Source organism: Flavobacterium granuli (assembly GCF_900129705.1).
GTDB lineage: Bacteria > Bacteroidota > Bacteroidia > Flavobacteriales > Flavobacteriaceae > Flavobacterium > Flavobacterium granuli.
This window is the reverse complement of record NZ_FQWO01000001.1, coordinates 228,406-251,104: the sequence shown is the minus strand read 5'-3', so window position 1 is coordinate 251,104 and position 22,699 is coordinate 228,406. Positions and strand designations below refer to the sequence as shown.

Annotated in this window: 15 protein-coding genes; 4 read left to right on the top strand and 11 right to left on the bottom strand. The window is 37.8% G+C overall.

Annotated elements, in window-relative coordinates; genetic code table 11:
- The first annotated feature begins 108 nt into the window (after positions 1 to 108).
- Complete coding sequence (locus tag BUB25_RS01090; protein ID WP_072938459.1) at positions 109 to 2,298, top strand: glutamine synthetase III family protein; 2,190 nt, start codon at positions 109 to 111, stop codon at positions 2,296 to 2,298.
- A gap of 73 nt (positions 2,299 to 2,371) precedes the next feature.
- On the opposite strand, the gene BUB25_RS01085 is transcribed toward BUB25_RS01090, so the two are convergent.
- Complete coding sequence (locus BUB25_RS01085; protein WP_072938456.1) at positions 2,372 to 2,644, bottom strand: DUF4242 domain-containing protein; 273 nt, start codon at positions 2,642 to 2,644, stop codon at positions 2,372 to 2,374.
- 250 nt (positions 2,645 to 2,894) lie between these two features.
- On the opposite strand from BUB25_RS01085, the gene BUB25_RS01080 reads away from it, so the two are divergent.
- Complete coding sequence (locus BUB25_RS01080) at positions 2,895 to 4,073, top strand: AIR synthase related protein (protein ID WP_072938453.1); 1,179 nt, start codon at positions 2,895 to 2,897, stop codon at positions 4,071 to 4,073.
- A gap of 108 nt (positions 4,074 to 4,181) precedes the next feature.
- Entirely contained in the window at positions 4,182 to 4,538 is a 357-nt protein-coding gene (locus BUB25_RS01075) for a hypothetical protein (RefSeq protein WP_072938450.1), read from the top strand.
- A gap of 186 nt (positions 4,539 to 4,724) precedes the next feature.
- Here the strand turns inward: BUB25_RS01075 and BUB25_RS01070 are convergent, their stop codons facing one another.
- The 6 genes from BUB25_RS01070 to BUB25_RS01045 form a co-directional block, all read right to left on the bottom strand.
- The gene (locus tag BUB25_RS01070; protein WP_170066870.1) at positions 4,725 to 6,875 is read right to left on the bottom strand and encodes a PAS domain-containing protein; all 2,151 of its coding nucleotides are present in this window, start codon (positions 6,873 to 6,875) and stop codon (positions 4,725 to 4,727) included.
- Positions 6,876 to 7,137: 262 nt separating this feature from the next.
- Positions 7,138 to 7,803: a DUF6629 family protein gene (locus BUB25_RS01065; protein ID WP_072938444.1), complete on the bottom strand. Its 666-nt coding sequence runs from the start codon at positions 7,801 to 7,803 to the stop codon at positions 7,138 to 7,140.
- 173 nt (positions 7,804 to 7,976) lie between these two features.
- Positions 7,977 to 9,875: a heavy metal translocating P-type ATPase gene (locus BUB25_RS01060; protein WP_244533799.1), complete on the bottom strand. Its 1,899-nt coding sequence runs from the start codon at positions 9,873 to 9,875 to the stop codon at positions 7,977 to 7,979.
- Positions 9,876 to 9,889: 14 nt separating this feature from the next.
- Entirely contained in the window at positions 9,890 to 12,733 is a 2,844-nt protein-coding gene (locus tag BUB25_RS01055; protein ID WP_072938438.1) for a M16 family metallopeptidase, read from the bottom strand.
- Between the two features lie 124 nt (positions 12,734 to 12,857).
- A complete protein-coding gene (locus BUB25_RS01050) occupies positions 12,858 to 13,118 on the bottom strand; it encodes a type II toxin-antitoxin system RelE/ParE family toxin (RefSeq protein WP_072938434.1) in 261 nt (86 codons plus the stop codon).
- A complete protein-coding gene (locus tag BUB25_RS01045) occupies positions 13,106 to 13,339 on the bottom strand; it encodes a hypothetical protein (protein WP_072938430.1) in 234 nt (77 codons plus the stop codon). The genes BUB25_RS01050 and BUB25_RS01045 overlap by 13 nt, the downstream gene beginning before the upstream one ends.
- A 273-nt stretch (positions 13,340 to 13,612) precedes the next feature.
- Here BUB25_RS01045 and BUB25_RS01040 point away from each other — a divergent pair, with 273 nt between their 5' ends.
- Positions 13,613 to 14,056, top strand: a complete 444-nt coding sequence (locus BUB25_RS01040) for a hypothetical protein (protein WP_072938427.1) — start codon at positions 13,613 to 13,615, stop codon at positions 14,054 to 14,056.
- An 87-nt stretch (positions 14,057 to 14,143) separates the two neighbouring features.
- Here BUB25_RS01040 and BUB25_RS01035 read toward each other — a convergent pair whose 3' ends face one another.
- The 4 genes from BUB25_RS01035 to BUB25_RS01020 form a co-directional block, all read right to left on the bottom strand.
- Positions 14,144 to 16,651, bottom strand: a complete 2,508-nt coding sequence (locus BUB25_RS01035; RefSeq protein WP_072938424.1) for a beta-N-acetylglucosaminidase domain-containing protein — start codon at positions 16,649 to 16,651, stop codon at positions 14,144 to 14,146.
- Positions 16,652 to 16,917: 266 nt separating this feature from the next.
- Complete coding sequence (locus BUB25_RS01030) at positions 16,918 to 18,345, bottom strand: TolC family protein (RefSeq protein WP_072938421.1); 1,428 nt, start codon at positions 18,343 to 18,345, stop codon at positions 16,918 to 16,920.
- A 2-nt stretch (positions 18,346 to 18,347) separates the two neighbouring features.
- The gene (locus BUB25_RS01025; protein ID WP_072938418.1) at positions 18,348 to 21,512 is read right to left on the bottom strand and encodes an efflux RND transporter permease subunit; all 3,165 of its coding nucleotides are present in this window, start codon (positions 21,510 to 21,512) and stop codon (positions 18,348 to 18,350) included.
- 32 nt (positions 21,513 to 21,544) lie between these two features.
- Entirely contained in the window at positions 21,545 to 22,657 is a 1,113-nt protein-coding gene (locus BUB25_RS01020; protein WP_072938414.1) for an efflux RND transporter periplasmic adaptor subunit, read from the bottom strand.
- Positions 22,658 to 22,699: the final 42 nt, after the last annotated feature.

The window sequence follows — 22,699 nt, the reverse complement described above, 5'->3', positions numbered from 1 at the left end:
TTAATAGTGTACCCATAAAAAAATAGAGGTCATCTGTTGAGAAAATAATATTTGAATTATATTTGCAGTGAAATTATAGGGGGTTCAATTCTAAAAACATTTTTTTATATGTCAACAATACGTTTTCAAGCTTTGAAAGAAGCATCAAACAGAAATCCAGTTAAATTTGAAGAAACCGATAGAAAATCTACGATTTTTGGTTCAAATGTGTTTAATGAAAAGGCGATGAAGCAATATTTGACTTCGGATGCTTTTAAAGGGGTCCAAGGTGCTGTACAGCATGGAACTAAAATAGACAGAAAATTAGCCGATTATATTGCCATGGGTATGAAAGAATGGGCTCTTTCAAAAGGAGTAACTCATTATACACACTGGTTTCAGCCTTTGACAGGAACAACAGCTGAAAAGCATGACGCTTTTTTTGAAACTTCTTATGATGGTAGCGATCCTGTTGAAAAATTTGGTGGTGCCCAATTAGTGCAACAAGAACCAGATGCTTCTAGTTTTCCAAATGGAGGAATTAGAAATACATTTGAAGCCAGAGGATATACTGCTTGGGACCCTACATCTCCAGCCTTTATTTTTGGAACTACCTTGTGTATTCCTACTGTTTTTATATCGTATACCGGTGAAGCTTTAGATTATAAAACCCCTTTGTTAAGAGCTTTGACAGCTATAGATGAAGCGGCTACTGAAGTATGTAAATATTTTGATAAAAATGTAAAGAAGGTTACTGCAACCCTAGGATGGGAGCAGGAATACTTCTTGATAGATAGTGCTTTGGCTAGTTCCCGTCCTGATTTGATGATGACAGGAAGAACTTTGCTAGGACACACTTCTGCCAAAGGACAACAATTGGACGATCATTATTTTGGGGCCATACCTACTCGTGCTCTTACCTATATGAGAGATTTGGAGCAAGAATGTATGTTATTAGGAATACCGGTAAAAACGCGTCATAACGAAGTAGCTCCAAATCAATTTGAATTGGCACCTATTTTTGAAGAAACAAACTTGGCAGTAGATCACAACTGTTTGTTGATGGATGTGATGCAAAAAGTGGCAGAACGTCATGATTTTAAAGTTTTATTCCATGAAAAGCCTTTCAAAGGCGTAAACGGATCCGGAAAACACAACAACTGGTCATTGGCGACAGATACCGGTGTAAACTTGTTGAGTCCAAGTAAAACGCCAATGAGTAATTTACAGTTTCTTACTTTCTTTATCAACACAATAAAAGCGGTAAATGATAACGAAGCTTTATTGAGAGGAGCTATCGCTTCTGCCAGTAATGATCACAGATTAGGAGCTAATGAAGCGCCACCAGCAATTATCTCTGTATTTATTGGAGAGCAATTGACTAAGGTTTTGGACGAATTAGAAGGCGTAACTGCCGGTAAATTATCTCCAGAAGAGAAAACAGACTTGAAATTAAATGTAGTAGGTAAAATTCCGGATGTTCTTTTAGATAATACAGACAGAAACAGAACTTCACCATTTGCATTTACAGGAAATAAATTTGAGTTCAGAGCCGTAGGTTCAACGGCAAACTGTTCGAATGCAATGACTACTTTGAATGCCATTGTAGGAAAGCAATTGAGAGATTTCAAAAAAGAAGTGGATGCTTTGATTGAATCTAAGGACATGAAGAAAGATGATGCTATCTTCAATGTATTGAGAGAGTATATCAAGCAGTCTAAAAAAATCCTTTTTGAAGGTGACGGATATAGCGAAGAATGGGAAATAGAAGCAGCTAAAAGAGGTTTGAGCAATTTCAAAACAACACCTCAGGCATTGAAAGCAAGAGCATCTCAACAAGCTTTGGATTTGTTTTCTGAAATGGGTATCATGAACCACATTGAAGTAGAAGCGCGTTATGAAATTGAATTGGAAGAATATACTAAGAAAATTCAGATTGAAGGTAGAGTTTTAGGTGATATTTCAAAAAATCACGTTATTCCAACAGCAATCCGTTACCAAAATACCTTGATTGAGAACGTGAAAGGTTTGAAAGATATCTTTGGAACTGAATTTGAAACCATTGCCAAAGAACAAATTATCCTGATCAAAGAAATTTCTAGACATATTGAAGGAATCAATTCTAAAGTAGAAGCGATGACTAACGAAAGAAAGAAAGCTAATGTATTGACGGATGCACAAGAAATGGCAGAAGCTTATTGTGATAAAGTAAAACCTTACTTTGAAATCATCCGTGAGCACTGTGATAAACTAGAGCTTTTGGTTGACAATGAACTATGGACTTTGACTAAATACAGAGAATTATTATTCACTAAATAATTCTTTTAAAAAAGATTTTTTTTTTTCACCCGACAGGTTTTCGAATCTCGTCGGGTGTTTTTGTTAATCCAAATTATTCAGCAGTTATAGGATCGATGATTGTGGAGACCTGGCTTATTGAATTAGCAGGAAAATCACCTAGTTTTGCGTGTTCTCGAACCATTTCTTCGTTTGGGGCGTTGTAAATACAATAGATTTTATCAGCTGTGGCATAGCTGTTGACCCACTGGATTTGCGGTCCCATTTTGTTCAATACTCCACAGGAAGTTTGTGAAATACCTTTCAACTGTTCGGCAGTCAGTTTTCCTGCACCGGGAATTTCTCTTTCAATTAGATACTTAGGCATAATTTCTTTTTTTTAGTTCCCTACTCTTGTGGCTTTTCGGTATGGCCCCGTTTTTTATAGTGGTCGCTGGTTTCCACTTTTCATTCAGTTCTGGTTTTATTTATTTGTATTTCAGTAAATTACATTAAATTTAATAAAATAAAATAACATTATCGATGTTGACTGCTAATTTTGTAAAACAGATGCAGAAAGGGGTTAAGCTAAACCCAAAAAAATAATTATCTTTGCCACACACAACACCATTTATTTCATGAGTTCAGATACTTCAAAAAGATACGCACAAAGAGGCGTTTCGGCTTCAAAAGAAGATGTGCATAACGCCATAAAAAATATTGACAAGGGTTTGTTTCCACAGGCTTTTTGTAAAATTGTCCCTGATTATTTAACGCAAGACGAAGAATATTGTCTTATCATGCATGCAGACGGAGCAGGAACAAAATCCTCTTTGGCTTATATGTATTGGAAAGAAACGGGCGATATATCGGTTTGGAAAGGCATTGCGCAAGATGCTTTAATCATGAATATCGATGATTTATTGTGCGTTGGGGCCACCGATAATATTCTGCTTTCTTCGACCATCGGTAGAAATAAAAATTTGATTACCGCAGAAGTTATTTCGGCCATTATCAATGGAACCGAAGAATTAATCCAGGAATTGGCCTCTTTTGGTGTGACCATACATTCTACAGGCGGAGAAACGGCTGATGTGGGCGATATTGTTCGTACCATTATTGTAGATTCGACCGTTACGGCTCGCATGAAACGTTCTAAAGTGATTGATAATGCTAATATCAAGGCAGGCGATGTGATTGTAGGTTTGGAATCATTTGGTCAGGCTACTTATGAAAAAAGCTATAATGGCGGAATGGGGAGCAATGGATTGACTTCGGCCCGTCATGATGTTTTTGGTAAATATTTGGCCAGCAAATATCCAGAGAGTTACGATGCTGCCGTTCCAGAAGATTTAATTTATTCCGGTCAGGTAAAACTAACCGATGCAGTAGAAAACAGCCCTATCGATGCCGGACAATTAGTGCTTTCTCCTACGCGTACTTATGCGCCTATTATCAAGAAAATTTTGGATAAATACGATGCGAAAGACATTCATGGTATGGTACATTGCAGTGGTGGAGCACAAACTAAAATTTTACATTTTGTTGAAAACCTACACATCATAAAAGACAACTTATTTGCTGTACCGCCGCTATTTAAATTGATTCAAGAACAATCCAAAACAGATTGGAAAGAAATGTATCAGGTTTTTAACTGTGGCCACCGTATGGAATTATACGTTCCAGAGGCTGTCGCTCAGGATATTATCGCTATTTCTAAATCCTTCAATGTCAATGCACAAATTGTAGGAAGGGTAGAAGCAGCCGATACTAAAAAACTGACGATTAGCAGCGAATACGGAACTTTCGAATATTAATTACAGCGCTTTTTTTTAGGAGCTATGCCCGCTATCCGCTGTATCTTTATGTTTTTAAAGAAAAAACATAAAGGATGCCGCTTCTATCGGGGCTAAAAACAAAATGATATGTACGAATTAATTTTTTGGAAATATTTAGACGAGGTTTATTTAAACCATCAGGAGGTCTATGAAGCCATTATGGAGCAACAAACCGTAGATGGACTGGAACAACTTCCTGTTCAGCTGATTTTGAATAGAATTGCTTCTAAATTCTCAAAATGGGAAAAAGTAGACGATAGCAGTTGGAAAAACAACCAAGGTCCAGGCGCTTTCCAAGTAAATACAACCGCACAAAGCATCCAGATTGACTGCTATGGTACTGAGGGCAAAACAATGGATAGCTTGGTAGATATCATGGAAGAATTCAAATGTCCGCTTTATGACCCACAAGTTCCCATGCGTTACGACGAAATGAGCGAATAAAGGCGAAAAAATATTTTAAGCATTTAAGGCATTAAAATAATTAAGATGAAAAATCCTTAGTTATTTTAATGCCTTAAATGGTTTATATCATTGAACTTAGTTTAGATCATCGCTGTGCAACAGTAAAATACCAGGTAGAAAAGCATTAAAAAATAGTTAAAACACGACGAAAAGGGATAGGCAATGTTAGGACTCTTTTTTGTCTTCTTTTCTAAAACCAATCAGTTGTCTGTATTTCGATTCGGTTTCTTTTAATTCTTCTTCCATTTTTTTATAATTGCTGATGTCTTTGATGGTTACTACGGCGGCAACCACATTTTTGTTCTGGTCAATTAAAGGTTTACCACTAATAAGCACCCGTCTTTTTACATGAGTGGCGGGATTCCAAAGCACAACATCTACATCATTTGTTTCTTCCCCGTTTAAGGCGCGTTCCATTGGAAGATTTTGCGAGGGGAAAACGGTTTGTTCATCCGGGAAATACAATTCAAAATGCTCTGATAAGTTAGCCGGTATTTTTGCATCATTTTCAATTCCAAAGATTTCATTGGCCATGTAATTGGCCATGATAATTTCTTTGTCGAGATTTGCTACGATGACCGCTTCGTTTATATTCTCAATAATCAATTGTAACTTCTCTTCATTTTCATAAAGTTCATTTATTATTTTTTTCTCTTCTTCTTCTAATCGTACTTTTTCAGTAATATCACGAGCTACAGAATACAGGATGTTTTTTTTGGTGTCAATATTGATGTTCCAGTCTAACCATTTATAGGTACCGTCTTTGCATAGCATACGGTCTTTAAAATTCACAGATGGGTTCTCTTTTGAAAGTTTTGCTAATATTTCTTCGACGGTCTTTTTATTATCAGGATGGATTAATTCTGTGAATTTGAGTTTGTTTATCTCTTTCTGACTGTAGCCTAATGTTTTTGTGAAAGCGGGATTTATTTTGACCAATTGATTCTCTTTGGTTACCGTAAGGATGTCGAATGACATATTGAAAAACTGATCAGCCATTTTTAGGGATTCCTCATTTTCAACCAGTTTAGAGATATCGCGAGCCGCTGCATACATTAATCCTGTTCGTACATCAAATGTACTGGTCCAGTCGAGCCATTTATAGGAACCGTCTTTGCATAGTGTTCGGGCTCTGTGATTCAGAACAGTACTTCCTTTTTGCAGTTTTTTCATGGAATCCAGCGAAGCCCTTTGTTCTTCGGGATGGGTAAAAGACAGAAAAGGCATTTTGTCCATGTCCTCTTGATTGTAGCCCAGCGTTCTGGTAAAAGCGGGATTTATTTTTATAAAATACTCCTCTTTTGCCACGACAAAGATGTCATACGATATGTTAAAAAAGGCATCGGCAATGATAAGCGAATTTTCAATTTCTTTTTGGGTAGTAATGTCATGGGCAACGGCATAAAACAAGCCTGATGCAATATCAGAAGAGGCCGACCATAGCAGGCGTTTGACGGATTTGTCTTTGCAGATCCATCTGTTTTCAAATTGGATAATTGAAACACCTGTTTTGAGTTTATCAATCTCTTTTAGAGTGGCTGTTTTGTCTTCTGGATACACATAAGTCAGAAAGGGATGGTTTAATAATTCTTCTTCAGTATATCCCAATATTTTACTTAATGACGGATTGATTCGGATGAACATATCCTTGGAAGCAATTACCATGATATCCAAAGACATATTAAAGAATTTGTTGGTGATCTTGTTGGATTCCTCGAGTTTTTTCCTGTCGGAGATGTCAGTTGAAATTCCACCTATAGCATAAATTCTTCCCGTTGCGTCATATAAGGGGAATTTTACCGCTATGTAAGTGTGTGGTCCATCTTCTTGCTCAATTATTTCTTCGATCTTTAATTCTCTTAATACTTTTACAACTTCAAGATCTGAATTCCTGTAGCGATCAGCGGTGCTTTTTGGCAGAAAATCATAGTCTGTTTTTCCCAGTATTTCGTCGTTAGAGATTTTAAATAAAGCGCCAAATTGCTTGTTGACGAGCAGGTATTCTCCATTTAATTTTTTTATGAAGATTGGATTGGTGGTGTTGTCTATAATGGATCGAAGGAGTTGTCTGTTTTCGGAAAGTAAGTCTCCTGAGATTTTTTTGGCTCGTAATTGGGAACGAATAATAAAATAAACAATGATTAATAAAATGATAGAAAGTAAAAATAATGAAAGTTCTACCCAGTTAAGCAAGGGATCCATGTATTGATTTGTTTGTTTGTTCAGCCGTGAGATGAAAATCAGACCAGAAGCAATAACAACTAATAAGTTGACAATAAATCCAAGGAATATTTTTTTTTCAAAAGAAATTTTCATGATTTTAGGGTTTTTTAAAAGGAATTTCATTAAAACCGAATCAATTATTTATATATCTGAAAGTTAGTGAATTATATTTAAATTTGTAAGGTCTATTCTGTTTTTTTGTTTTAAAACCACAGTTAATTGATAAGATGAAATAGATATTAATAGGGGTTGTTTTTGATTGAAAAAGGATTAAAGTGCTTTTTTTTGAATATTTTTTCTAGAAGTTAATTGGGGTACCACAGGGGCGGTAAAAAATGAAGTAGGACAATTTTATTTAATATTTCAGACTGATTTTTTTAGTTGGGTGTTTCATTTGCATAATTAGGTACAGTACTGCTACGCTAATGGCTGATGCGAAAAAACACCATACTGATATGACATAATCCGCATAGAAAAACAGTGTAAAAACATAAGAAATGAAGATAGTTGCGCCCAGAGTCCACATGCGTTTAATACTAGAAATCAGAGGCGGTAAGGTGGTAGCCATAATGTAAAGCAGATCACCATAATTTCCAAATAGGATGGGGTAGTTCTGAATATAGGAGATATGATAACCCACTATTTCTGCTTTGACATCAAACGAAATTAAACAGTAGGCGAGGTAAAAGGAGACTAAGATTCCCATCCCTAAAAATAGTTTTATTTTTTGTTTAATTCTGCTGTTGTTTTCTAGTTTGTACAAAGAAAAGGGAAGCCAAACAGGCCATAATATTTGAGCAAAAAAAAGAAAAATATAGGTCGTAATATTTTGAAACAATGCATAAGCTGGCTGGGTTAAAGCTAACCATAAAAAACCTTCGGATAGTTGTTGGGCGCAAAATAGCAAGGGAATGCACGCAAAGTATATTTGCGAAGGTTTTTCCACTTTTTTTATTGTGGAAATACTGATTGCCGAAAGGATTATTGCGGCACCAAAACTTGCACTTGCTGAAAAACACATGATTTAATTCATATCTAATTCATATCTAATTATAAGGTCCATATGTTTTTGTCTTATTGGCTTTAGTTAACAATTAATAAAAGCCTGATTTTTTTAATAGAAGACATACTAGTTTAAAGTTATTAGACCAGAATATCATTAAAGGTAGTTATAAACGGCTCTATTTTATTAGATTAATTCTGTGAAGTTTCAAATTTCATCAAATTCAGGCTCAGTACGATCACAACTAATGTAACTCCTACATCTGCGGCGATAGCTAGTACGAGATTGCTGTAACCCAAAAAAGCTAAAAGGATAAAAATTACTTTGACTGAGATTGCGCCAATAGTATTGATTTTTATTCGGGATAATGTTTTTTTGCTCAGTCGAATGAGGAATGGAATTAGCGAGAGTTTGTCATTCATCAGGGCAATATTGGCTGTTTCTATGGCCGTGTCACTTCCTGCGGCTCCCATTGCAATCCCCACTGTGCTCAATGCTAGGGCAGGATCATCGTTTATTCCATCTCCCACCATGGCTACGCTGCCGTATTCTTGCAGTAAGTCCTTTATTTTTTCGGATTTGTTTTCCGGAAGTAATCCGCCAAATACATTTTTTATGCCAAGTTGTTTGGCTACATAATGAGCTGTTTTTTCGCTGTCACCCGTAAGTATTGTCAATTCGATATTTTGTGCCTGTAATTGTTTTATGGCGGTGCTGCTGTCGGCTTTGATTTCATCAGTGAGACCAATGATGCCTGCCACGGCTGTGCCAAAACTGACCACCACACTTGTTTTGCCTTCTGAGGCAAGTTTTTCTACTATTTTTTCGGCTTCGTCGGTTACTTCATGCTGTTCTTTAATAAATTCAAGTTTACCTACAAAAACGGCTTTATCCTCACAAACCAGGCATTTTGCAGTAGCGCCTTTTCCTATGATACTTTTATAAGCTTCAGCTTTGTGCGGTTCAAAACCTGCTGCTTTGCTGGCGGTAACAATGGCTTGCGCCAAGGGATGTTCTGAGAAAATTTCGGTTCCTGCAGCACAGGCCAATAGTTTTTCACGGCTGGTATTATTTAGTAAAAAGACATCCGAAACAATCGGTTTCCCATAGGTAATTGTTCGGGTTTTGTCTAAGGCAATGGCTTTTATTTGAGCCATCGCTTCGATGTATTTGCCTCCTTTTACCAGGGCTCCTTTTGCGGAAGCGTTCCCAATGGCTGCATAGATCGCAACAGGAGTGGAGATGACCAATGCGCAAGGGCAGGCGATGACCAAGAGGGTAATGGCTTGTTTTAACCAAAGATCAAAATCCAATTGCAATACAAAAACAGGAATTGCAAATAATAAAACTGCCATTGCAATAATCGTTGGCGTATAAAATTTGGAGAAGCGCTGAATGAATTTTTGGGTTTCACTTTTGGAGGCTGTGGCTTCAAAGGTGAGTCGAATGATTTTTGCAAAAGTGGTGTCGACGGAAAGCTTGGTTGTTTCCATTTCGATAAAGCCATTTTTGTTCAGTGTTCCCGCAAATAAGGTATCGCCGGGATGCTTGTCTTTTGGAATGGGTTCCCCCGTGATGGCGGCTTCATCAACCGTAGTCTCTCCGGAAATGATTTTCCCGTCCAGCGGAATCATTTCGCCCGGTTTTAGCTGAATGATGGTTCCTATGGCTATTTTATTGAGGATTATGGCTTTGTTTTCTGATTTTACAAAGGCAGTTTTAGGAGCCCTGCTCACTAATTGATCGAGAGCTGATTTAGAATTTTCCAAACCGATATCCTCTAATCGTTCGCCTAAAACATAAAGTACGATTACAACAGCCGCTTCAGGATATTCGCCTAAATAGAAAGCAGCAACCACCGCAATAGTCATCAGTAAATTAATGCTGCTGAATTGAAGTTTAAAAAGGGCTTTCAGTCCATTGATCAAAACCCCGTGCCCAATGCCAATAATAAAGGCAATAAAAACAAAAGGTTCGTAAGGCATGGGAATAGTTATGCCAATAAGCGATAAAACTTCTAAAAGAAGTACTGTGGCAATTGCCAGCAGAAGGAAAATAAATTTTTTATCGTTTATTGGCAGATGCATCATTGAATTATTTGAGTTTACTTGTGGCTTTGCTCTTTGTTTAAAAGAATAGGTGTTCCAAAACCAATTTGTTCTAATTTTTTAAGCTGGGTTTCGGCATCACCTACAATCAGATAGATCATTTTATTAGTGTTGAGGTATTTTTTGGAAAGATTTTTTATGTCCTCGATAGCCATTTTTTTTACGGTATTTTCCCTTTGTTTGGCATAATCATCGGAGAAATTGTAGTTGCTGATTTCATACAGCATGTTTAGTTTTGAGCCCATTGTTTCGAATGCTCTGGCGTTACTTTTAATCAAGTACCCTTTGGTAACATCAAGATCATTGGCTGTAAAAAGAGGGCCATATTGTTCTAGAATATCTTTTATCAATTTCACTGATTCAAAGGTCACATTAGAACGCACTCCACTGTAAATGGTAAAAGGACCTTTGGTGGTGGTTCCGTCAAAAGAAGAGCCAATTCCATACGTATAGCCTTTTCCTTCGCGTAGTTCTTGGGTAAGCTGTGAAGAGAAATCTCCGCCTCCCAAACGATAATTCATGATATCGGCAGGATAAAAATCAGCATCAGTGGCAGCAAGAGCCGGATATCCTATTCTGATTACCGATTGCTTAGCACCCGGGACATCATAGAAATAGATTTTTGAACTTTCCGGAGCATCGGCAATTTTTGTTTCCGGAAAGCGAACTTTTTTAGACTTCCAGTTTTTATTTAGAGCGCTTAATGAACGATTGACTTCTGCTTTTGAAACGGCACCTACAATTTGGAAATTAGAAACTGATGGAGAGATGTTTTGGTTGTAATAGGCTTTCAAGTCGGTAATAGTAATGCTGTTGACTGAATTTTCGGTACCCATTCGATTGTTCGATAAAATAGATTCCTTGCCGTAAACCAGCTTTCTGTATTCGTTTCTGGCAATAGTATTGGGGTCTGCTTTTTGCTGTTGAATCTGGCTCAAAGTACTTTGTTTTATCAGCTCAAATTCTTTGCTGTCCCAACGAGGCTGTAAAATGATTTCCTGAACTAATTGGATTGTTTGAGCGTAGTTTTTTGCCAGTGTATTTCCTTGGATTAAAATAGATTCGTCAGTGGCCGAAGCTCTGATTGTTGCGCCAAGGCTTTCGATGGCATTTTCTAATTCGGCTGGTGTTTTGTTTTGGGTTCCTTTTGTGATTAATTCGGACAAGAGGTTTGCGACTCCAATTTTATCCTTATTTTCCAGCAACATTCCGCCTTTAATTTGCAGTTGAAATTGTACTAAGGGCACTTCCTGATTTTCGATTCCAAAAAGCGATAGACCAGATGTTAGTTTGTCTTTCCATACTGATGGCAACACTACATCAGGGCTATTCCCATAAGCAGGTTCTACACTGCGGTCAAAGCTGGAAGGCGTTTTTTCGTAAGTTGCCACAATACTGGCATCAAAGGATTCTTCTTTGCCTTCAATTATTTTCTCTTCGACTACGGTGGCTAGGGTTGATCCTTTTAATATCAAATTGGTTTCTCCTTTTGGAACAAAACTGCTGGCGATAAAATGTTGATCTTTGATGTATTTTTTATAGACGCGCATCACATCAGCAGTTGTTACTGCAAGAATATTTTTTACGTCTTGGTTGATGAAATCAGGGGTTCCAGCAAAGATTTCGTATTGGGCAAGTTGAAAACCTTTTCCTAAAACACTGGAAAGTCCGTTGTAGAAGGCGGTTTCCTGTCCGGCTTTGATTCGGTTTAAATCCTGCTGGGAAATCCCTTCTTTCTCGAAGTTTTTAAAAGCTTCATTTATACTATTCATGACGTCATTCAAATTCGTTTTGTCAAAAGCGATTACGTTGAGCATGTATTGTCCTGCCAGTTCAGAATTGTATTGGAACATCCCTACTTGATCGGTCAATTTTTTGTTTTCTACCAAAACTTTGTATAAGGGTGCATTTTTTCCGGTTGAAAGATAGTTAGCCAAAACTTCCAGGGCATAGCTGTCTGGATGATATTCATAAACGGAAGGCCAGGTTAGCGTAAGTTGCGGTAAACGGGCAAAATTGTCTTCATGGTATAGTTTTTTGGTTTGATTCAGAGTCACAGGCTGTTTTTCCATTTTTGGAATTGTTTCTCCTCGTTTTATTTCGCCAAAATATTTCTGTACCCAAGCCTTAGTTTGTTTGACATCAACATCACCAGCAATGGTTAGGGTCACATTATTAGGTACATACCAACGGTTGTAAAACTCTTTTACATCCTGAAGAGACGCATTTTGTAAATCTTCCAAAGAACCGATTACTTCCCAATGGTAAGGATGGTTTTCAGGATATAAATTGGAGTTGATTACTGAAAAATTATTTCCATAAGGTTTGTTGTCGTAACTCTGCCTTTTTTCGTTTTTTACCACTTGTTTTTCTTTGGCAAGTACCGGATCAGTCACTGTATTGATAAAATAACCCAGTTTGTCCGCTTCTGCCCAAATCATTTTTTCCAAAGCATCTTTGGGAACGGTTTGAAAATAATTGGTGCGATCGCGGCTGGTAGAACCATTAGCACCGGAACCGCCAATACGCGCGCTCATTTTATCCAATCCCCCTTTGCCCAGATTCTCCGATTCCAAGAAAAGCAAATGCTCGAATAAGTGGGCAAAACCAGTTCGGCCTGCTTTCTCTCTCGCTGATCCCACATGACAGGTCAATGCAACGGCAACAACAGGATCAGAACGATCGATATGCAAGATGACTTGCAAACCATTGTCTAAAGTGAATTGTTCGAATTCTACCTTGAATTCTTTTGACTTGTTCGCTTTAGCATCCTTTTGTCCATAGGAAATGAATCCCGTGAATAGTAAGAAAGAGATTGTTAGCAACTGGAATGATTTCATGATAAGGAGTTGAATGGTTGTTTTTTAGAGAATTGCGTAATTTAAGTAGGGTTTAATATTGTATTAGAGACTATTGATTGCTCTTCAGAAGTTTTAATAATATTTCAGGCTCTTGTCTATTGTCCTAAAAACCACTAATAATTATTTTTGAATGATAGTTTTGATAAAGGATGCTATAATGGCCCAAAGAAACGGCTCTGGTATTTTTAAATTCCGTTTTCTTTCCCAGTTCAGGATTTTGTTTTAAAAGTTCGGTTCGTTCCTTTATTTTTTGATTCAGCTTTTTTGCGTAAGTATTGCTTTTATTTCTTTCAATCCAATATTCAAAAATATAATTTCTTTGTAGGATTGCAGTTTCAGTCCACAATATTTTTAACTGAGCCATTCAGAATCACGTTTGTTTAGTTCAGATTCAGAAATGAGTTTTCCGGCTTGAATATCTAGTTCGCTCATAGCTAACATTTCTATTTGTTCTGATGAAAGTGAAATGAGTTCTTCAGATTGGGTGGAATCAAAAATGCTGTTTATAGCTTCCAATAATTTTTCGTTTTTGGTGGCTAAAATGCGGTCAATCAAACTGTTTTTGATGTCGTTTAAGGCATTCATAATTTCGTTTTTTGTAAAGTTCGATATTTATTGCGAATTTTCCAAACGGCTGTGAATAGTCCATATAGAATTTGAGGCAGCGGATTTAGGTTTAGAGTAGATTTAAAAAAAGCTTTTCATAGTTGGTTTTTTCTTAAAAATTAAATTATTGGAACAAACTCTTATTTACAAGTAGTTTTTATCCAAGGATTAAAAGTTTGAAGCAATTATAAACCCAAAATTATAGCGCGGTTTGCGAAAAACTTTGCGAACTTTGCGTTAAAATAGAATCAGATGAAAATAAACCTAAAAAACGGAATTGATAAACTCATTTTCGGGATGAAACAAAAGGATGTTACCGCTATTTACGGTAAGCCGGATAGAGACTACAAAGACGAGGACGATAACGTAATTTTTGCCTATAATGCGCTTAAAATTCGTTTGACTTTTTACAAGGAAGAAGAATTCAAATTAGGCTATATGGTAGCTTCTAGTCCAGATTTGGAATTGTTTGGCAACAAAGTGATTGGTAAAAAAATCAATGATGTCAAGAAAGATTTGGCTGCCAAAGGAATCACTAAATTTACGCAAGAAGAGTTTGACACTTTTGAGAACTATTTCAACGAGGAAAACTGGATTATTTTTCAAACGGAATTTGATGAGGTGGTGAAATTTGAAATTGGAGCCATCATCAATCAAAAAGATGAATTTGATTGGAAGTTTCCTGCTAAAAAGTAATTCGCATTCATAAAAAACAAAACCCGATAGCTTTTAAACTATCGGGTTTTTTGTTGCTAAACAGGACTGTGCTAATTTTTTAAAGGCTTAGTTTTCCAGAATTTCATAGATTCTAAAATCTTTATTGCCGTTAGAGTTTATTTCTATGGCAGTCGCTTTTTTTAATTGTTTAGAAGGGATTACGATGTAATTTCCGGCACCTTTATAGATTGGAGTTTTTTTGCCTCGCTTGCTGATTTGGTTTACTTCAAAAGGCTTGTTGCTGTTTTGTACAAGTAAGCTTATCGTTTTTGTTTGCTTATTTAGAGACAAGGGCAAGTTTAGCTCGTTTTTAGCATTCAGTTCTAAATAGGTTGCAATCGAATAATCTTGAACATAGATCGTTTGATCTGTGTTTTTATTTTCGGCTTCCACAATTACTTTAAATTCTTTTAAGAACAAGCTCTTGCTGTTTGCGGAGTCGTTTTTGTAACGAATGTATTTTACACCATCGGTCAAAACTTTAAGACTTCCTTTTCCGCGTTTTTGCTCCAGATTTAAAGTTTGCCAATTAAGGCCATCAACAGAAGTTTCAAAAGCACCGCCTTCCATCAAATTATTGGATTCTAAATTAAAGTGGAATTCTTTTGCTTTTAGGCTTTTGTCAAGGCGAATTCCCAAATATTCTTGCGGATTTAAATTTAAAACTTCTAAAACAGGAGAAATGGCAATACTCGTATTACTTAATTGTAAAGGTTGGTTTTTTAATTTCTCCGTATTGCTGATCAGAGCCGTAGTGCTATGGTTTTCAGAATTTGCTATAGTAGGAATAAAGTAGTTTTGAGCCTCATCAAAAACAGTTTTTACAAAAGGCATTAGAACCAAAGAACCCGTTTTTACGCCCGGTTGGTAGGGATTTTGGTTGAAGGTTTTGTCTACTATTTGAATGCTGTCTAAAAGCATTTTCGTTTTTAAATAATTATCCCAAGCCATCGCTTTATTACCAGACTCTTTTGCTTCAAGAAATAACATCGTTTGCAGTCCTGCTTTTCCTAATAAGTTAAATTGTGTTAGCCAAGGATCGATCTCGCGAATCAGATTTTTGTTCAGGCATTTGTCACGCAATTCCTGAGTGACCGGAATAATACGTTCAAATTCCGTCTTGATTTTAGTCGCTAATTCGGTAGAATAAGTGTTGTTTTTATATTCGGTTAGAAAAGAATCTATTACAGGTTTGATGATCACTGATTCCTCTCTTCTGTAACGGTGACCGTTTGGACCGAGATCGCTATTGTGTTCATTGAATAATTGAAAAGCTGTTGCGGCTTCAGGCATAATATATTTTGCCGCTGCATGCCAAGCAGCCATCGGTTCGTAGCTTTTTAGATTCCAGGAATACAAGGCAACACTAAATAAGGCCAGTTTAGAAGCTTCGGCTCGTTCCATTGGATTGGACACAAAACCGGATAAATCGTTTTTAATGGTGGTGTCCAAGCCATAAGCGGCACCCATCAACAAATGATCGCGAACGTAATCACTTACAGGGAAATTCCACCAAATGTAGGCTTTGCGTTTGATGCGTTTATTGATCCAATCCAAGTCCGCTTTGCTAACATCGTCTATAACTCGGTCGCCGGTCCACATAATTTGTATCGACGGATGTAATTGATCTCCCAGAATGTCTAAATAGGTATTTGGTTTTGGGTCTGACCAGGCCTTGTTGTATTCAGTAGGACACATAATCAAAGGCAGGACATCTTTTTTCTTTTCGATAAATTGTTTTTGGATATAGTTTAATAATTCAGCCTGTTTTTCGGCTTTGGTACCTTCACCTGAAATATCATCAAAAAATACGGCAAAGGAGCGTATGCCTAAATCATACATCCATTCCAGTTTATTTAAAATAGCTAAGCGATCAGCGTTGTTCCATTGGATGTCTAAACCGGGATGGATTGCCCAAGTAAAATCAACTTCATTGTTGTTGGCTTCTTGAACGAGTTCCTTGATTTGTTTCGCATTTTCTGCCGGATAGGGTTTTCTCCAATTTGGAGAAGAGTGGTAAGGATCGTCTTTTGGACCGTAGATATAAGTGTTTAATTTTAATTTTCCATAAAATTTAAATTGCGAAATGCGATCTTCATGGCTCCAAGGAGTGCCATAGAATCCTTCAACGGAACCCCGTGAAAGAACGTCCGGAAAGTCAGTAATATCAACTGTAGGAAGGCTATTGTCTTTTTTTAGTTGTTTTAAAGTTTGCAAGGCATAAAAAACGGAACGATTATCATAAACGGCAATTTCTATGGCTTTAGCGGTAATTTTTAAAGTATAGGCTCCTGATATTTGTAAATTTTTATCCGTTTTAGTTATAGGATTAATAATTACAGTCAAGGGTTTGCTTTTATTCTGAACGTTGAATATTTCGTTCAATAAAGCCAGGCTATTGGGCTTTAGTTTGAAGTTTCCTTCTAATTTATAAGATACATCGGCACTGATTTTTTGTCCGCTGAGGTTTATGATCTGTGGATTTGGGAAAATAGTGTAGCTATCAGTTTGTGTCCAGGCAGTAGTTACAAAGGATAAAAATAAGGCAGTTAGTAAGAGGTGTTTTAGTTTCATTTTTTAGTTTAATGTTATAGAGGTTAATTTGGTTGTATGATTTTTGCGATTGAAATGTAATAATAATAGGTCAAGACGAAACCGGTAAATATATGTGAATTGTCTTTTATGAAAAAATGTTTTTGTCTTAAAAAAGTGATAATTCAGTCCAAAAGAAAAGAGGCTGTTTGAAAATTTCTTTTCGCACAGCCTCTTTGGTTTTTCTATTGTTCACATTAGCTTTTGTACTAACAAACTAAAGGCGAAATTTTAAAAAACGAATTGAATTATTGCCATCCTCCACCCAGCGCTTTGTATAGGTTTATTGCAGCCTGATGTTGGAGTTTTTTGGTGGTAATTAATTCTATTTTTGATTCTAAGGCCGTACGCTGGCTCATTAGAACCTCTAAATAGCTTGCTCTGCCAGATTTAAAAAGATCATTTGCGATCGTTATCGATTGTGTATAGGAAGCGACTTCTTTGTCTTTAAGCTCGTACAATTGTTTTAGATTGTTCAAGTTCGACAATTCGTTAGCTACCTCAATATAACCGTTCAAAATTGTTTTTTGATAGTTTAGCAAAGCTTCTGTTTGGTTGGCTTTGGCTGTATTGAACTGTGCTTTGATAGCGCTTCGGTTCAATAAAGGAGCTGTCAAGCCTCCTAAAATTGTATAGGCGAAAGAATCGGGAGATTGAAACAAAAGCGCCGTTTTGAAGGCTTGGTATCCCACACTTCCGGTTATAGTAAAGGAAGGGTAAAAAGCGGCTTTGGCCGATTTTACATCACATTTTGAGGCAATTAATTCCAGTTCAGCCTGACGGATGTCGGGTCTGTTTTTAAGAAGTTGGGATGGAATTCCTAAGCTGATTGGACTGGTATTCTCAGCGTTGAATTTCGTCTTATCACGTAAAATAGTTTGAGGAAATTGACCGCTCAAGAAATTCAATCGGTTTTCGGTAAGGGCAATTTTCTGTATGATTTCGAATTCAAAAGCTTTTGAATTTGATAGCTGTCCTTCAAATTGTTTTACGGCCAATTCGTTTAAAACGGCTGCTGCTTTTTTTATTTTAATGACTTCTAAAGCCGCTTGCTGCAATACGATGGTTTCTCTGATGATGTCCAATTCGTTATCTAAAGCCAATAATTCGAAATAAGCTGAGGCTACTTCGGCAATTAATGCGGTTTGAATGGCGTTTTTGCCTTCTATGCTTCCGCTGTATCGGGCGGCAGCCGCTTTTTTCTTGGAACGAAGTTTCCCCCAAACATCTACTTCCCAGCTCGCATTGAATCCAGCTAAATAATCGGGTAAGTGTTCCGGTACGATTTGACCGGGTCTAATATCTGTGGTAGCATTTCCGGCACCATCCATCGTATACAAACCGAATTTCCTTTGGGCAGCACCTATGCCCGCACTAAGGCTTGGCAATTGCGCTCCTTTATTAAGACGTAAGCTACTGCGTGCGATTTCAATCTTTTGCATTGCGGCCTGTAAATCGTAGTTATTCGCCAGACTTATTTCTATCAATTGTTTCAGTTTTTGATCTTTGTAAAACAGATCCCATTTTGTAGCGGCTATATTCAATGTATCTTTTGAAGCTACATAGGATTCGGGCAACGGTTTCATTTCGACCATTAGTGGAGTTGCTATTGTTTTGCATCCCAACGCAAAAAACGTTAGGGCAGCACATCCTGCTATTATTTTTGTTCTTGACATAATTATAAGGAATCAATTTCTTCGGTTAATGGATTTTCTTCTTCTCCTTCAATAAGAGGGTGTTTCTCGGAAATACTGGCAAAAATGAAGTATAAGCCCGGGATGATCAGTACTCCAAAAAGAGTCCCGAAAAACATTCCTCCCGCAGCGGCAGTTCCAATGGTTCGGTTTCCGATGGCACCAGCTCCGGAGGCCAACATCAGTGGGATTAATCCGGCGACAAAAGCAAATGAAGTCATCAAGATAGGACGTAAACGCGCTGTAGCCCCTTCGATAGCAGCTTGTAGCGGAGGCAGTCCGTCTTTGTGCCGCAGCACTGCAAATTCGATGATTAATACGGCATTTTTACCCAAAAGTCCAATAAGCATGACCATGGCTACCTGAGCGTAAATGTTGTTTTCTAATCCCAAGGCGGCTAATAAGAAAAAGGCTCCTAAGATCCCCGTTGGCAAGGATAAAATTACCGGTAGAGGCAATAAGAAACTCTCGTATTGGGCTGCGAGTAGGAAATAAATAAATAACAAACAGATTAGGAAAATGTAGATCGCTTCATTACCTGCACTAGCCTGATCACGTGATGATCCGCCCCAGTCGTATCCATATCCTTTGGGTAGTTTTTCGGCGGCAATGGCTTTTACGGCAGCAATCGCCTGACCACTACTGTAACCTTCGCTCGGTTCTCCGTTTAACATAGCCGAAGGGTACATGTTGTAACGCGTAATTTGTTCCGGTCCGTACACTTTTTCTATGGATAAAAAGGAAGACATTGCGACCATTTCGCCTTCGGAGTTTTTGGCATATAATTTTAGAATATCTTCCGGTTTGGCGCGGTATTCCGGTGATGATTGTACCATTACTTTGTACATCTGATTGAATCGGATAAAGTTGGTAGCATAATCACTTCCCAAATAGGTTTGCAGGGTGCTTAGCACTTCGTTGACATTTACTCCTTTTTGAGCTGCCTTGGTATTGTCAATGTTTACCAAATACTGCGGAAAGCTGGCGTCAAAAGAAGAGAAACTGTTTTTGATAGCCTCGTTTTTGTTTAGTTCGGCTGCAAAATTAGTCGCTACTTCTTCTAATTTTTTCAAATCACCTTTTCCGGTTTTGTCTAAAATTCGGAGCTCAAATCCACTCGAGTTTCCGTATCCTGGTACCGGAGGAGGGGTAAAGAATTCAATTTTAGCATCCTTAATATGATTGGTTTTTTCTTTTAATTGCTGGATAATGTCTTGGTCTGTAGTGCCTTTTCGGTCTTTCCAGCTTTTTAAACTGATTAAGTTCATCCCGTAAGAAGCCCCAGTTCCGTCTGTAAGAAAGTTGTATCCTGCCAAGGTTGAAACCGAGGCGACCCCTTCATTTTTCATAGCCACTTCCTGAATGGCATCCACTACAGCTTCTGAACGCTCAAGGGTTGCGCCCGAAGGCGTTGTGATACTGGCATAGATTGTTCCCTGATCTTCGTTTGGGATAAATCCAGTAGGCAATAATTTTCCTAAGCCCATTGTTGCCACACAGAAAATCAGTAAGCTCAGAATAGTTACAACACGACGGTTAACGATCAGTCCTAATAATTTTCGGTAACGATCTGAAATCTTGTTGTACTGTTTGTTGAACGAATCAATAAAGCGATTGATCCAAGTGTTTTTTCTGAGCTGTCCGTGCGTATTTTTTAGCATCATCGCACACAAAGCAGGCGTAAGAGTCAACGCACTAATACCCGAAAGCACAATAGCAATAGCCATAGTTACCGAGAACTGACGGTAGAAAACTCCCGCAGGTCCGGGAAGGAAGGCAACGGGTATAAATACCGCCGACATTACCAGGGTAATGGCTATGATCGCTCCTCCAATTTCGTGCATGGCACTTTCAGTAGCGGCTTTGGCATCGAGATGTTCTTCTTCCATTTTGGCATGGACGGCCTCCACTACTACGATAGCATTGTCTACTACAATACCGATGGCTAATACTAAGGCAAACAAAGTTATCAAGTTGATGGAGAATCCGAACAATTGCATAAAGAAGAACGTACCGATAAGTGAAACCGGAACGGCAATTGCCGGAATAAGGGTAGAACGGAAATCACCCAAAAAGATAAATACCACTAAGGCTACCAATAAGAAGGCTTCGATTAAAGTAAATAATACGCCTTCTACAGAGGCGTTCAAGAAACTAGAAACATCGTAGCTGTAGGTATATGAAATTCCCGAAGGGAAGGAAACTTTGAGTTCCTCCATCTTATTTTTTATATTCTCAATTACGTCGCTGGCATTACTTCCCGGGCGTTGTTTTAAAACAATTGCTGCCGATGGTTTTCCGTTTTCTTTAGAAAGAACGTCGTAGTCCAGTGAGCCAAATTCTATTTCAGCAATATCCTTTAAGCGCAATAATTCTCCCTGAAAATCACGTTTGATAATTACGTTCTCGTACTGTTCTACGGTATTGTATTTACCCGTGTATTTCACCACGTATTGTAGTGATTGTTCCACTTTACCTGAACTTTCTCCTACTTTTCCGGGAGCAGCCTCAATGCTTTGCTGTTTTAAACTTTGTACCACTTCTTCGGTAGAAATATTGTACGATGCCATTTTAACAGGGTTCAACCACACACGCATAGCGTATTCACGTTGTCCCATAATGTCCGCAAATCCTACGCCTTCAATACGTTTTAGTTCGGGAAGAATGTTGATATCGGCAAAGTTGTATAAGAATTTTTCATCTAATTTGGGATCCGAACTCAAAATATTAAGGTACAACAGCATACTGTTTTGTACTTTTTCAACAATAACGCCTGATTTGATTACTTCTTCAGGTAGTTCATCCAAAACCGAGGAAACCCTGTTTTGTACGTTTACGGCGGCAATTTCTGGATCGGAACCAGCGTTGAAAATGATATTGATTACACTGGTTCCGTCGTTTCCGGAAACCGATGACATATAAGCCATTCCGGGTACTCCATTTACGGCGCGTTCCAAAGTGGTTACCACGGCTTTCACAGAGGCTTCGGCATTAGCACCGGTATATTTGGTGGTAACGGTAACCTCGGGCGGTGCAATATCGGGGAATTGGGTCATTGGCAATTGGGTCAATGACAATGCTCCCAAAAGTACTATCATCAGCGATATCACTATCGACAGTACGGGTCTGTGTATGAATTTTGTAAACATGAATTGTCTTGTTTTATATGACTTTAGCCTTATTATAATTTAGAAATCAATTGTTGCATCGCTACAAGTTGCGGTGTTATTTTGTCACCGTCTTTTAAGCTTTGAATTCCCTCGTAGATGATATTATCGGAAGCAGAAAGTCCCGAAGCGATGACATATAAGTGTGGAATTCTTTGGCTGATTTCAATGTTTCGGGCACGTACAGTATTGTTCTTGTCTACTACAAAGACGTATTGTTTGTCTTGAATCTCAAAAGTTGCTTTTTGTGGAATAATCAAGGCATTGTTCAGGGTATTGGTCAATTGGATTTTTCCGCTTGATCCATGTTTTAACAGCAATTCCGGATTTGGGAATTTGGCACGAAAGGCAATGTTTCCGGTATTTTGATCAAATTCTCCTTCGATGGTTTCAATGGTTCCTTTGTGTTGATGAGGTTTGTTGTCGGCCAGTAGTAAGGTGATGTCATCTTGTTTTTTAGTGCTGTTTTTTGCTTTAAATTGCAAGTACTCTTTTTCAGAAACGTTGAAATAGGCATAGACTGAACGGTTGTTAGAAATAGTCGTCAGCAAGGTTCCTTCGTTAATTAGACTTCCTGTTTTGAATGGAATGCGGTTGATGATTCCGTCAAAAGGCGCTCTGATTTGTGTCATTGATAATTGAATAGCAGCACTGGCTTCGTGCGCGCGGTGTTCCTCAATACGGGCCAAGGCAGCAGCATAGGTCGCCTGGGCTTTTTCCAATTCGGTTTTAGATACGACATTGTTATTGGCCAAGATTTTTACGTTTTGTAAATCCAATTCGGCATTTTTGGCATCAGCCAAGGCACTTTTTACCATTGCCTTTGCTTTTAAAACTTCTTTTTGTAGACTTTGGCTATTGATACTGAACAATAGTTGTCCTGCCTTTACCGGTTTACCTTCGTCGATGTGGATTTTTTCGATATAGCCATTGATTTTTGTACGAATTTCTACATTTTGTAATGATTGAATATCAGCAACATATTCATTGGTGTAGGTCGTGTCTACTACAATAGGTTTTGTAATAGAATATTTTTCTAAAGCAATCTTTTCTTCTTTTTTTGAGTTACAAGAGATTGTGGAGCCTAAAAGTACAGATAGGCTAAAAAGCAAAGCAATTTTGTTCATTTTAGTATTGTTTAATGAAATTTAAAATAGGTATAAGCGGAG

What these genes read in the sequence shown, in the direction of transcription:
- BUB25_RS01090 (WP_072938459.1), top strand. Translation starts at nt 109, where the DNA reads ATGTCAACAATACGTTTTCAAGCTTTGAAAGAAGCATCAAACAGAAAT.
- BUB25_RS01085 (WP_072938456.1), bottom strand. Translation starts at nt 2,644, where the DNA reads ATGCCTAAGTATCTAATTGAAAGAGAAATTCCCGGTGCAGGAAAACTG.
- BUB25_RS01080 (WP_072938453.1), top strand. Translation starts at nt 2,895, where the DNA reads ATGAGTTCAGATACTTCAAAAAGATACGCACAAAGAGGCGTTTCGGCT.
- BUB25_RS01075 (WP_072938450.1), top strand. Translation starts at nt 4,182, where the DNA reads ATGTACGAATTAATTTTTTGGAAATATTTAGACGAGGTTTATTTAAAC.
- BUB25_RS01070 (WP_170066870.1), bottom strand. Translation starts at nt 6,875, where the DNA reads ATGAAAATTTCTTTTGAAAAAAAAATATTCCTTGGATTTATTGTCAAC.
- BUB25_RS01065 (WP_072938444.1), bottom strand. Translation starts at nt 7,803, where the DNA reads ATGTGTTTTTCAGCAAGTGCAAGTTTTGGTGCCGCAATAATCCTTTCG.
- BUB25_RS01060 (WP_244533799.1), bottom strand. Translation starts at nt 9,875, where the DNA reads ATGATGCATCTGCCAATAAACGATAAAAAATTTATTTTCCTTCTGCTG.
- BUB25_RS01055 (WP_072938438.1), bottom strand. Translation starts at nt 12,733, where the DNA reads ATGAAATCATTCCAGTTGCTAACAATCTCTTTCTTACTATTCACGGGA.
- BUB25_RS01050 (WP_072938434.1), bottom strand. Translation starts at nt 13,118, where the DNA reads ATGGCTCAGTTAAAAATATTGTGGACTGAAACTGCAATCCTACAAAGA.
- BUB25_RS01045 (WP_072938430.1), bottom strand. Translation starts at nt 13,339, where the DNA reads ATGAATGCCTTAAACGACATCAAAAACAGTTTGATTGACCGCATTTTA.
- BUB25_RS01040 (WP_072938427.1), top strand. Translation starts at nt 13,613, where the DNA reads ATGAAAATAAACCTAAAAAACGGAATTGATAAACTCATTTTCGGGATG.
- BUB25_RS01035 (WP_072938424.1), bottom strand. Translation starts at nt 16,651, where the DNA reads ATGAAACTAAAACACCTCTTACTAACTGCCTTATTTTTATCCTTTGTA.
- BUB25_RS01030 (WP_072938421.1), bottom strand. Translation starts at nt 18,345, where the DNA reads ATGTCAAGAACAAAAATAATAGCAGGATGTGCTGCCCTAACGTTTTTT.
- BUB25_RS01025 (WP_072938418.1), bottom strand. Translation starts at nt 21,512, where the DNA reads ATGTTTACAAAATTCATACACAGACCCGTACTGTCGATAGTGATATCG.
- BUB25_RS01020 (WP_072938414.1), bottom strand. Translation starts at nt 22,657, where the DNA reads ATGAACAAAATTGCTTTGCTTTTTAGCCTATCTGTACTTTTAGGCTCC.